The organism is Pseudomonas putida (assembly GCF_009883635.2).
GTDB lineage: Bacteria > Pseudomonadota > Gammaproteobacteria > Pseudomonadales > Pseudomonadaceae > Aquipseudomonas > Aquipseudomonas putida_W.
Window position 1 is genome coordinate 2,403,272 of the sequence record NZ_CP026115.2, and the last position, 10,271, is coordinate 2,413,542.

A 10,271-nucleotide genomic window follows, 5' to 3' on the forward strand; every position below is an offset into this window, starting at 1 on the left:
GGTTGATCAGTGCAGCGAAGGTTTTGGTGCAGGTGCGGCAGGCGCCGCCAGCTCCGTGTACAGCAGCAGCGGTGCGACGCGCAGGTACTCCATGACTTCCATGTAGTCGCTCTCGCCGTCTTCGGATTCTTCGAGTGCTTCCTGAACCTGGGAAATGGCCACCAGGTCCTGCAGCACTTCCTTGGCTTCGGTAGACAGGTCCTTGCCACCGGCGTTCAGGCCAAAGCCGGTGATGAAGCCCTGGCACCACTGGCCCAGCGCCTCGGCGCGGTCGGCCAGTGCGGCATCGTCGCTCGGCAGCAGCAGGACGATGGCCATGTCTTCGCTGTTCAGCTCGCCCTTGACCATCTCTTGCAGGCCGATCAGGGCATTGCGCACGGTGTCGCCGGGTTCGGTTTCCAGTAGCTGGGCGGCGTCGGCCAACCAGGCCTCGGCATCGAAGCCGGCACCGGCGCAGCTGCGCCCGATCAGCAGGCCGTGCAGCTCGGCAGGGGTGACAGGATGGCCATTGCTCGAGAGAAGCATGGCAAAAGCAACGTAAGGCGATTGAGTATTAGGCATGGTCGGCTAGGCGCCAGACGGCGCATTTGACTAGAATGAAGACCTTGTATCCTAGCACCGGCAGGCGCGCCAAGACCATCGGCACTGGCCGCCGCTGCGCAGGGAGAGGCATCATCGCAGGGTGATTCAACGACGGAGCGAATCGAGTGCAACCCACGCAAGAGAACGACCTGCAAGCGCTGATGAGCCGATTCGAGTTGCTGATTGAACGCGTCGAGCAACTAAAACGGCAAAATGCACTCCTAGTAGCTCAGGAAAAATCCTGGCGCGAGGAGCGCGCCCACCTCATCGAAAAGAACGAGATCGCCAAGCGCAAGGTCGAGTCGATGATTTTACGCCTGAAGGCCCTGGAGCAAGACTCATGAGTTCAAGCAATAGCGTCACCGTGCAGATCCTCGACAAGGAGTATTCGATCATCTGCCCTCCGGAAGAGCGCAACAACCTGGTCAGCGCCGCGCGCTACCTGGACGGCAAGATGCGCGAGATCCGCAGCAGCGGCAAGGTGATCGGTGCCGACCGCATTGCGGTCATGGCGGCGTTGAACATCACTCACGAGATGCTGCACCGCCAGGAGGAACGCAGTGACGCGCCGGTGAGTAGCGCCAACCGTGAACAGGTGCGTGACCTGCTGGAACGGGTCGATCAGGCTTTGTCCGACGATGCGGGTACCAAAAACGGCTGAGATTGGTATACTGGCGCCACTCCCTGGGGGATGCGCCAGTCGGTTATGTCCCTGAGCCGATACGCACAACCACGGGGGTTGCACGCTGGGGCCGGTGTGCATGTCCGCCCGACGGAAAGCCTTAACGCCCCCTGCAATCTCCACCTTGAACTTTCGGGTTCAAGGGCTACACCGATAGCGGTCTTATCGGGGAGCCTGATTCTTCCTGCCCAGCGCTCAGCTGGGCAATCCGACACCTGGGATCGCCAGTGCCATGACTGAAACTGCGCCGCTCACCCGCCCCCAGCTTCGTCGCCTGCTTCGCAATGCCCGCCGCGCCCTTACCCCCGCCCAGCAACACCAGGCTTCACGCGGGCTGTATCGGCAATTGGCACAGCACCCACTGTTTCGCCGTGCCCGACATATCGCCCTGTACCTGCCCAATGACGGTGAAATCGACCCGCGCCTGCTGCTGCGCGAGGCCCAGCGCCGGGGCAAGCGCACCTACCTGCCGGTACTGCATGCCTGGCCACGCACGCGCATGGTGTTCCAGCGTTTCGAACAGGGCGAAAAGCTCAAGCGCAACCGCTTCCGTATTCCCGAGCCGTTGACCGATCGTCGGCGCCAGCGCCCGATCTGGTCGCTGGACCTGATCCTGCTGCCGCTGGTCGGCTTCGATGAAGTCGGCGGGCGATTGGGTATGGGCGGCGGCTTCTACGACCGCAGCCTGGCCTACCAGGCACGCCGCAAGACCTGGAAGAAACCGCTGCTGCTGGGGCTGGCGCATGAATGCCAGAAAGTCGAGCGACTGGCGCAGGCCAGTTGGGATGTACCACTGCAGGGCACGGTCAGCGACCGTGGCTGGTACCTGGCGCCGAAGTAAGCGGCGTCAGCGAGGGGATATCAGCGTTGCTGAGGGTTGGCGTCGACCGGCGTCTGATAGGCGGTATCCAGCTTGCGCTCCCAGATGCCCTGAGCATAACCGGTGGTGACCACACCAAGGCCAAAGATGAAGACCAGGATCCACAGTAGATCCGGTTTGCGTTGATTCATCGAAGAATGCCCCCCTAGGCATACGTTCAGGCTCGGCGACCTTCTAGGTGCCGCCGGAGCGTCTAGCTTTAAAATCGGCGCATTTTCCGACAACCTGAGTCTTCACGCAAACGTTGACGCCAACCGGCTGTCGGTTTCGTGAAACAGGTTATTTCAAACCTTTTCAGGAGCAGTATCCATGGCCTATTGGCTGATGAAATCCGAGCCCGACGAGCTCTCGATCGAAGGCCTGGGCCGCCTGGGCGAGGCGCGCTGGGACGGTGTACGAAACTACCAGGCGCGCAATTTCATGCGGGCCATGAGCGTAGGCGACGAGTTCTTTTTCTACCATTCCAGCTGCCCGCAACCGGGCATTGCCGGCATCGCCCGGATTACTGCGGCGGCCTACCCGGACCCGACGGCACTGGACCCGGAAAGCCACTACTTCGACGCCAAGGCCAATGCCGAAAAGAACCCTTGGAGCGCGGTGGACGTGGCCCACGTGAAGACCTTCCGCCAGGTGCTGGGGTTGGGCCTGCTGAAGCAGCAGAGTGCGCTGGCAGAGTTGCCGCTGGTGCAGAAAGGCACGCGGTTGTCGGTGATGCCAGTGACCGAAGAGCAGTGGGCAGCGATCATCGCGCTGGCGCGCTAACCGCTCACACGTAGTCCACAAAGACAAAGGGCGCCTCGCGGCGCCCTACTCACAGACAGGTAGACTTGTTATCGCCTTATACCTGCCCGGCTCTGTAATTGCTGGATAATCCAGGATCCGCAGAGTCTCACAAGCCCCTCTCGGGAACGCGCTCAGTATGGTGCATCCTGTGTCCTACTGACAACTGTCCGCACTGTTGCTGGATGTGTGAAGCCAAGCGCACAACTGACAGCTTCCCGCACAGCGGCGAAATGCTCTGGCTGCATCGTGCCAGGCACCGCTGTGCCTTCTTCGCGGGACAAGCCCGCTCCCACATGAATCGCATGCTCAGATGAACATCCGACCTGCTGCGAAATCAACGAGCCTTGCTTACTGCACAATCAGGTTATTGAACAGCAGATCCTCGACAATCGGCTTGCCCTCTTCCGATTCCATCACCTGCTGCACCTGTTTCAACGCTTCCTGGCGCAGCTTCTCCTTGGCGTCGACGTTGCTCATGCTATCCACCGTCTGCTGGGTGAACAGTGCCACTAGCTGGTTGCGGATCAGCGGCTCCTGGTGCTTGACCGCAGCCGCCGCGGCATCACCGGTCACGCGCAGGGCCACATCGGCCTTGTACACGCGCAGCTTGGGGCTGCCATCGAGGGCGTAGTTGCCGACGAAGGGTGGGCTCAGGGTGATGTAGGAAACTTTCGGCTCCCCTTCCTTGGCTTCCTCAGCCATGGCCGCCGCTGGCAGCATCAGCGCCAGTACCATCAAGATCCACGCTTTCACGAATTCGCTCCTCAAAACAGTTGGCGCCAGCTTACCCAGCATGCCGCGTAAACCCAAGCACGGGCTTGTGCCAGCACTTATGTCAGCACATCAGGGCGGGGCATGCTCGTTGACCCGGCAGGCGACCCTCCTACACTTATCGGCCACTACACGCAAAGGAATAGCCCCGATGAAAGCTGTGTTGTGCAAAACCCTGGGCCCGGCTCGCGAGCTGGTGCTGGAAGACGTGGCCAGCCCGGTGCCGAAGAAGAACGAGATCCTGCTCGATGTGCAGGCTGCCGGGGTCAATTTCCCCGACACGCTGATCATCGAAGGCAAATACCAGTTCCAGCCCCCGCTGCCATTCTCGCCAGGTGGCGAGGCCGCCGGCGTGGTCGCTGCGGTCGGCGAACGGGCCGGCACTTTCAAGGTGGGCGACCGGGTAATGGCCCTGACCGGCTGGGGGGCGTTCGCCGAGCAGGTGGCGGTGCCGTTCTACAACGTGATGCCGATCCCCGAGCACATGGATTTCGCCACCGCCGCGGCGTTCGGCATGACCTATGGCACCTCGATGCATGCCCTCAAGCAGCGCGGCCAGTTGCAGCCCGGCGAAACCCTGCTGGTGCTCGGTGCATCCGGTAGTGTTGGCCTGGCAGCGGTGGAAATCGGCAAGGCCATGGGCGCAAGAGTGATCGCCGCAGCCAGCAGCGCCGAGAAACTCGCCGTTGCCAAGGCTGCCGGCGCTGACGAACTGATCGACTACAGCCAGGCCAGCCTCAAGGAGGAAATCAAGCGCCTGACCGGCGGCCAGGGCGTGGATGTGATCTACGACCCGGTGGGCGGCGAGCTGTTCGACCAAGCCGTGCGCGGGCTGGCGTGGCAGGGCCGGCTGCTGGTGGTGGGGTTTGCCAGCGGGACGATTCCGCAGATGGCGGCGAACCTGGTGCTGCTCAAGGGGGCGGCGGTACTTGGGGTGTTCTGGGGGGCGTTTGCCCAGCGCCAACCTGAGGACAATGCGGCGAACTTCCGGCAATTGTTTGCCTGGCATGCCGAGGGCAAGTTGAAACCGTTGGTGTCGAGGACTTATCCACTGGCTGAAGCGGGGGCCGCAATTGAGCAGTTGGGGCAGCGCAAGGCTGTGGGTAAGTTGGTGGTGCTGGCCAGATAAGCAGGACCGGCCGCTTCGCGGGGCAAGCTTGCCCCGCGAAAAGGGCCGGCAGCCCCTTCATACCTCTCGCAGGTTATGGCAACGCCTGAACCGTGCCTCGAGGTTGCGATCCGGCATCTGATGGCTGCGCAGCGCATTCAATGTCTGCTCGACATAGTCCCGCGTGGTGCCATAGCGCCCCTTGGCACTGGCCAGAATCTGGCTGAGCAAGGTATCTGGCAGGTTGCCCGCATAGCACGGCAGATGCCGTTCCAGCACGAACCCCAACGCTTGCACCTTGCTGCCATCGCCCAACCGACAGCTGAGCCAGTGCGGCCGATACGCCGGATAAGGCATTTCCCGCTGCCACAGCGCCATCAGCGAATCATCGAGGTTGCTGTCTTCAAGTCGGTAGGCAAAACCGCTGCAGGAGCCGCCGCGATCAAGGCCGAACACCAGGCCTGGCGTTTCCGGGGTACCCCGGTGCTCGTGCGACCACAGGTACAACCCACGGTGATAACCATGCACTCGCGCCCGTTGGCGCTCCACCGAATTGCATTCCGGGCGCCAGATCAACGAGCCATAGGCAAACAACCAGACAGGGCCACCTTCATGGCGCGACATGGTCATTTGCATGGAATTGAGCAATTGCTCACGGGTCAGTTGCTGACCGAAGTCGAGCGTCGGAGGGTATGCAACTTCCCAGGACAAACTTTCAAGTGCCGACATAAGCTGCCGCCATTATTCCCTGTTTACTACGCATAAAGCGGGAGGCGCTGATGACGCGGCCTGCGCGGCCGCGCCACCGGCGCTTGCAGTAACCATAGGATAGAAATACGCCAATACTCAAGTCCCATGAACAGAGTTTCATGCGCAGTTCCGACGACTGGGAAGTATTGTTTCGATGGCCGCGAAAGTTAATGGCCAAGGCGGTAACAATGACCGCCTTATACCCATTACTTCAAACTTCGGTTATTAACCGCGTGGCGCGTAGGCAAACACATCGGCGCGCATGCGGTGCGCATCCATGCCGGCCTCGACCAGGGCGTCGAGGGTGGCGTAGACCATGTTCGGCGAGCCGCTGGCATACACATGCACGGTATTGAGGTCTTTCACGTCCTCGCACACCGCTTCATGCAGCATGCCGCAACGCCCTTCCCAGCCACACATGTCGCTGACCACCTTGTGCAGGAACAAGTTGGGCAAGCGCTCCCATTCAGCCCAGTGCTCGATGCTGTAGAAGTCCTCCGGGCGACGGACACCCCAGTACAGGTGCACCGGATGCTTGAAGCCCTGGGCGCGGCAATGTTCGACCAGGCTGTGCATCTGGCCCATGCCGGTGCCAGCAGCAATCAGCACCAGCGGCCCGTCGGGCAACTCGGCCAGGTGGGTATCGCCGAACGGCATTTCGATACGCGCCACGCGGTCACGCTGCAGCTGCGCCAGCAACTGCAGCGCGCTGGCTTCACGGCCAAGCACATGCAGTTCAAGGTCCCGCCCGGAATGCGGCGCAGAGGCCAGCGAGAAGGCCGCCGGCTTGCCGCCCTCGCGCTCGATCATCAGGTACTGCCCGGCATGGTAACGCGGCGGCTTGCCGGCCGGCGCGCGCAGGCGTACGCGCCAGACGTCGCCACCGACCTCGACGCATTCGCTCACGCTGCACGCCAGCTTGCGCACTGGCAGCTCGCCCAGGGCAAGCACACCATCCCAGAGCAACACACAGTCCTCCAGCGGTTCGGCAATGCAGGTGAACAACTCGCCATGGTCACGGACTACTCCGTCCTGACGCACGCTTCCTTCGACCAACAACGCGGCGCAGACATGGCAATTGCCATTGCGGCAGCTGTTCGGGCAGTCATAGCCCAGCCGCCGCGCTCCATCCAGGATCCTTTCCCCGGGTTCGAGCGCCAGCACCGCCCCGGACGGCTGCAACGTTACCTGCATCAATCTATTCCCAACTGATCCCACAGCTCATCGATACGGCGGGTGACGGCCTCGTCCTTGACGATGACCCGGCCCCATTCGCGTGTAGTCTCGCCCGGCCACTTGTGCGTGGCGTCCAGGCCCATCTTCGACCCCAGCCCCGATACCGGCGACGCGAAGTCCAGGTAGTCGATCGGCGTGTTGTCGATCATCACCGTATCACGCTTGGGGTCCATGCGCGTGGTGATGGCCCAGATCACATCGTTCCAGTCGCGGGCATTGATATCGTCATCGGTGACAATAACGAACTTGGTGTACATGAACTGTCGCAGGAACGACCACACACCCAGCATCACGCGCTTGGCGTGGCCTGGGTACTGCTTTTTCATGGTCACCACCGCCATGCGGTACGAGCAGCCTTCCGGCGGCAGGTAGAAGTCGACGATTTCCGGGAACTGCTTCTGCAGGATCGGCACGAACACTTCGTTCAGCGCCACACCCAGGATCGCCGGTTCATCCGGCGGCCGGCCCGTGTAGGTGCTGTGGTAGATCGGCTTCTGCCGGTGAGTGATGCGCTCGACGGTGAACACCGGGAAGCTGTCCACTTCGTTGTAGTAGCCGGTGTGATCGCCATACGGGCCTTCCGGGGCCATTTCGCCCGGATGAATCACGCCTTCGAGGATGATCTCGGCGGTGGCCGGCACCTGCAGGTTGCTGCCACGGCACTTGACCAGCTCGGTGCGGTTGCCGCGCAGCAGGCCGGCGAAAGCGTATTCGGAAAGGGTATCCGGCACTGGCGTCACGGCGCCAAGGATGGTGGCCGGGTCAGCGCCCAGCGCCACGGCAACCGGGAACGGCTGGCCTGGGTTCTTTTCGCACCACTCACGATAATCCAGGGCGCCGCCACGGTGGCTCAGCCAGCGCATGATCACCTTGTTGCGGCCGATTACCTGCTGGCGGTAGATGCCCAGGTTCTGGCGATCCTTGTTCGGGCCACGGGTCACGGTCAGGCCCCAGGTGATCAGCGGCGCCACGTCACCTGGCCAGCAGTGCTGGATCGGCAGCTGGCCGAGGTCGACATCGTCACCCTCGATGACCACTTCCTGGCACACCGCGTCCTTGACCACCTTCGGCGCCATCGACACGACCTTCTTGAAGATGGGCAGCTTGGACCAGGCGTCCTTCAGGCCTTTCGGCGGCTCGGGCTCCTTGAGGAAGGCCAGCAGCTTGCCGATCTCGCGCAGTTCGTCGACCGACTCGGCGCCCATGCCCATGGCCACGCGCTCTGGCGTGCCGAACAGGTTGCCCAGTACCGGGATGTCGAAGCCGGTAGGCTTTTCGAACAACAACGCCGGACCCTTGGCGCGCAGGGTGCGGTCGCAGACCTCGGTCATTTCCAGGACAGGGGAAATCGGAACCTGGATGCGCTTGAGTTCACCGCGCTGCTCCAGGCCACGGATGAAGTCGCGCAAATCGCGATACTGCATGCATGAGCCTCGTGTTGGCCGTATCGGTCGGGGTGCAGAGTGTAGCGCCGATAGGGCCGCAATAGCCAAAGTACAGATAGCAAAAAGCCGGGTTTCCCCGGCTTTTCGCGTGGTACGACGATCTTACTTGCGCTTCATCGACAGGAAGAACTCGTCGTTGGTCTTGGTCTGCTTGAGCTTGTCGACCAGGAACTCGATGGCGGCGATCTCGTCCATCGGGTGCAGCAGCTTGCGCAGGATCCACATGCGCTGCAATTCGTCGTCGGCGGTCAGCAGCTCTTCGCGGCGGGTACCGGAACGGTTGATGTTGATGGCCGGGAACACACGCTTTTCAGCGATACGACGGTCCAGGGGCAGCTCCATGTTGCCGGTACCCTTGAACTCTTCGTAGATCACTTCGTCCATCTTCGAGCCGGTTTCGACCAGCGCGGTGGCGATGATGGTCAGCGAACCGCCTTCCTCGATGTTACGCGCGGCACCGAAGAAGCGCTTCGGCTTCTCCAGGGCGTGGGCGTCGACACCACCGGTCAGCACCTTGCCGGAGCTCGGGATCACGGTGTTGTAGGCACGCGCCAGACGGGTGATGGAGTCCAGCAGGATGACCACGTCCTTCTTGTGCTCGACCAGGCGCTTGGCCTTCTCGATGACCATTTCGGCAACCTGCACGTGGCGGGTTGGTGGCTCGTCGAAGGTCGAGGCGACCACTTCGCCGCGCACGGTGCGCTGCATTTCGGTCACTTCTTCCGGGCGCTCGTCGATCAGCAGGACGATCAGGTGGCACTCGGGGTTGTTACGGGTGATGTTCGCCGCGATGTTCTGCAGCATGATGGTCTTACCGGCTTTCGGCGGAGCGACGATCAGGCCACGCTGGCCTTTACCAATCGGGGCGCACAGGTCGATGACGCGACCGGTGAGGTCTTCGGTGGAGCCGTTACCGGCTTCCATCTTCAGGCGCTTGTTCGGGAACAGCGGCGTCAGGTTTTCGAAGAGGATCTTGTTCTTCGCGTTTTCCGGGCGGTCGAAGTTGATGGTGTCGACCTTCAGCAGGGCGAAGTAACGCTCCCCTTCCTTCGGTGGGCGGATCTTGCCGACGATGGTGTCGCCGGTACGCAGGTTGAAACGGCGGATCTGGCTTGGCGAGACGTAGATGTCGTCGGGGCCGGCCAGGTAGGACGCATCAGCCGAACGCAGGAAACCGAAACCATCCTGGAGAATCTCCAGCACGCCGTCACCCGAGATCTCTTCGCCGCTTTTCGCGTGCTTCTTCAGCAGGGCGAAAATCACGTCCTGTTTGCGCGAACGGGCCATGTTTTCGATGCCCATCTGTTCGGCCATTTCCAAAAGATCGGTAATCGGCTTTTGCTTGAGTTCAGTCAGGTTCATAAGGGGAGTGACGTAATCATGTAAGAAGGGAGAATTAAGCTGTGGCTTAATGAGGCCGCGCCGCTAGATGGCGACAGGATCGCGTACTGATTCGAATTAGGGATGCTTCGGCGACGGCGTGCAGAGGGCACTGGAGAAGCAGTGCGAGGCCGAATGTAACACTTGCTTTTTTCTGCGTCTAGTGCTCTGAAAAAGAAAAAACCCCGCATTTGCGGGGTTTTTTGCTTCACATCACAGGTGGGCGTCGAGGAACGCGGCCAGCTGCGATTTGGACAGGGCGCCGACCTTGGTGGCTTCGACGTTGCCGTTCTTGAACAGCATCAGGGTCGGGATGCCACGCACACCGTGCTTGGCCGGGGTTTCCTGGTTGTCGTCGATGTTCAGCTTGGCGACGGTCAGTTTGCCCTCGTAGGTGCCGGCGATGTCGTCCAGAACCGGAGCGATCATCTTGCATGGACCGCACCATTCAGCCCAGTAGTCGACCAGCACCGGGCCTTGAGCCTGCAGGACTTCGGCTTCGAAGGTGGCGTCGGTGACGTGTTTGATCAGATCGCTGCTCATGGATATCTCCAGGGTCGTAAGCAAAAAAACGTGGCCCATGATAGCGGCACCCAGGCCCTACAGGAAGTCACGGACGATTGAGTGTAACTATAGTTGTGCAAGACGCCGCGA

13 protein-coding genes and 1 other RNA gene are annotated in these 10,271 nt (G+C 61.6%); 6 read left to right on the plus strand and 8 right to left on the minus strand.

Annotated features, from left to right (window positions below):
* Nucleotides 1-6: 6 nt before the first annotated feature.
* Nucleotides 7-561 carry a YecA family protein gene (locus tag C2H86_RS10950; RefSeq protein ID WP_027920874.1) on the minus strand — a complete coding sequence of 185 codons (555 nt, stop codon included), beginning with the start codon at nucleotides 559-561 and terminating at the stop codon, nucleotides 7-9.
* Nucleotides 562-743: 182 nt separating this feature from the next.
* Here C2H86_RS10950 and C2H86_RS10955 point away from each other — a divergent pair, with 182 nt between their 5' ends.
* From C2H86_RS10955 to C2H86_RS10970, 4 genes are all read left to right on the plus strand, one after another.
* Nucleotides 744-926, plus strand: a complete 183-nt coding sequence (locus tag C2H86_RS10955) for a TIGR02449 family protein (RefSeq protein WP_029886233.1) — start codon at nucleotides 744-746, stop codon at nucleotides 924-926.
* Complete coding sequence (locus tag C2H86_RS10960; RefSeq protein ID WP_159412569.1) at nucleotides 923-1,243, plus strand: cell division protein ZapA; 321 nt, start codon at nucleotides 923-925, stop codon at nucleotides 1,241-1,243. The genes C2H86_RS10955 and C2H86_RS10960 overlap by 4 nt, the downstream gene beginning before the upstream one ends.
* 17 nt (nucleotides 1,244-1,260) lie before the next feature.
* Nucleotides 1,261-1,440: non-coding RNA, 6S RNA (ssrS, locus tag C2H86_RS10965), on the plus strand.
* Nucleotides 1,441-1,496: 56 nt separating this feature from the next.
* Nucleotides 1,497-2,105, plus strand: a complete 609-nt coding sequence (locus C2H86_RS10970; protein WP_110632669.1) for a 5-formyltetrahydrofolate cyclo-ligase — start codon at nucleotides 1,497-1,499, stop codon at nucleotides 2,103-2,105.
* Nucleotides 2,106-2,125: 20 nt separating this feature from the next.
* On the opposite strand, the gene C2H86_RS28185 is transcribed toward C2H86_RS10970, so the two are convergent.
* Entirely contained in the window at nucleotides 2,126-2,275 is a 150-nt protein-coding gene (locus C2H86_RS28185) for a hypothetical protein (RefSeq protein ID WP_165837333.1), read from the minus strand.
* A 178-nt stretch (nucleotides 2,276-2,453) separates the two neighbouring features.
* On the opposite strand from C2H86_RS28185, the gene C2H86_RS10975 reads away from it, so the two are divergent.
* Complete coding sequence (locus tag C2H86_RS10975; RefSeq protein ID WP_060485681.1) at nucleotides 2,454-2,906, plus strand: EVE domain-containing protein; 453 nt, start codon at nucleotides 2,454-2,456, stop codon at nucleotides 2,904-2,906.
* A gap of 369 nt (nucleotides 2,907-3,275) precedes the next feature.
* Here C2H86_RS10975 and C2H86_RS10980 read toward each other — a convergent pair whose 3' ends face one another.
* Entirely contained in the window at nucleotides 3,276-3,680 is a 405-nt protein-coding gene (locus C2H86_RS10980) for a flagellar basal body-associated protein FliL (protein WP_027920870.1), read from the minus strand.
* A gap of 169 nt (nucleotides 3,681-3,849) precedes the next feature.
* On the opposite strand from C2H86_RS10980, the gene C2H86_RS10985 reads away from it, so the two are divergent.
* Nucleotides 3,850-4,827, plus strand: a complete 978-nt coding sequence (locus tag C2H86_RS10985) for an NADPH:quinone oxidoreductase family protein (RefSeq protein WP_159412570.1) — start codon at nucleotides 3,850-3,852, stop codon at nucleotides 4,825-4,827.
* 57 nt (nucleotides 4,828-4,884) lie between these two features.
* On the opposite strand, the gene C2H86_RS10990 is transcribed toward C2H86_RS10985, so the two are convergent.
* The 5 genes from C2H86_RS10990 to trxA form a co-directional block, all read right to left on the minus strand.
* On the minus strand, nucleotides 4,885-5,535 hold the full coding sequence (locus C2H86_RS10990) for a gamma-glutamylcyclotransferase (protein WP_103446191.1): 651 nt from the start codon (nucleotides 5,533-5,535) through the stop codon (nucleotides 4,885-4,887).
* A 246-nt stretch (nucleotides 5,536-5,781) separates the two neighbouring features.
* Nucleotides 5,782-6,750, minus strand: a complete 969-nt coding sequence (locus C2H86_RS10995; protein ID WP_159412571.1) for a CDP-6-deoxy-delta-3,4-glucoseen reductase — start codon at nucleotides 6,748-6,750, stop codon at nucleotides 5,782-5,784.
* Entirely contained in the window at nucleotides 6,750-8,216 is a 1,467-nt protein-coding gene (gene ubiD, locus C2H86_RS11000; protein ID WP_027920866.1) for a 4-hydroxy-3-polyprenylbenzoate decarboxylase, read from the minus strand. Before ubiD ends, C2H86_RS10995 begins: the two co-directional genes overlap by 1 nt.
* 123 nt (nucleotides 8,217-8,339) lie before the next feature.
* Nucleotides 8,340-9,599 carry a transcription termination factor Rho gene (gene rho, locus C2H86_RS11005; protein ID WP_003253661.1) on the minus strand — a complete coding sequence of 420 codons (1,260 nt, stop codon included), beginning with the start codon at nucleotides 9,597-9,599 and terminating at the stop codon, nucleotides 8,340-8,342.
* 231 nt (nucleotides 9,600-9,830) lie between these two features.
* On the minus strand, nucleotides 9,831-10,160 hold the full coding sequence (gene trxA, locus C2H86_RS11010) for a thioredoxin TrxA (RefSeq protein ID WP_060477188.1): 330 nt from the start codon (nucleotides 10,158-10,160) through the stop codon (nucleotides 9,831-9,833).
* Nucleotides 10,161-10,271 lie beyond the last annotated feature (111 nt).

Excerpts from the sequence above, each read along its gene's own strand:
- C2H86_RS10950 (WP_027920874.1), bottom strand. The coding sequence starts at position 561 with ATGCCTAATACTCAATCGCCTTACGTTGCTTTTGCCATGCTTCTCTCG.
- C2H86_RS10955 (WP_029886233.1), top strand. The coding sequence starts at position 744 with ATGAGCCGATTCGAGTTGCTGATTGAACGCGTCGAGCAACTAAAACGG.
- C2H86_RS10960 (WP_159412569.1), top strand. The coding sequence starts at position 923 with ATGAGTTCAAGCAATAGCGTCACCGTGCAGATCCTCGACAAGGAGTAT.
- C2H86_RS10970 (WP_110632669.1), top strand. The coding sequence starts at position 1,497 with ATGACTGAAACTGCGCCGCTCACCCGCCCCCAGCTTCGTCGCCTGCTT.
- C2H86_RS28185 (WP_165837333.1), bottom strand. The coding sequence starts at position 2,275 with ATGAATCAACGCAAACCGGATCTACTGTGGATCCTGGTCTTCATCTTT.
- C2H86_RS10975 (WP_060485681.1), top strand. The coding sequence starts at position 2,454 with ATGGCCTATTGGCTGATGAAATCCGAGCCCGACGAGCTCTCGATCGAA.
- C2H86_RS10985 (WP_159412570.1), top strand. The coding sequence starts at position 3,850 with ATGAAAGCTGTGTTGTGCAAAACCCTGGGCCCGGCTCGCGAGCTGGTG.
- C2H86_RS10990 (WP_103446191.1), bottom strand. The coding sequence starts at position 5,535 with ATGTCGGCACTTGAAAGTTTGTCCTGGGAAGTTGCATACCCTCCGACG.
- C2H86_RS10995 (WP_159412571.1), bottom strand. The coding sequence starts at position 6,750 with ATGCAGGTAACGTTGCAGCCGTCCGGGGCGGTGCTGGCGCTCGAACCC.
- ubiD (WP_027920866.1), bottom strand. The coding sequence starts at position 8,216 with ATGCAGTATCGCGATTTGCGCGACTTCATCCGTGGCCTGGAGCAGCGC.
- rho (WP_003253661.1), bottom strand. The coding sequence starts at position 9,599 with ATGAACCTGACTGAACTCAAGCAAAAGCCGATTACCGATCTTTTGGAA.
- trxA (WP_060477188.1), bottom strand. The coding sequence starts at position 10,160 with ATGAGCAGCGATCTGATCAAACACGTCACCGACGCCACCTTCGAAGCC.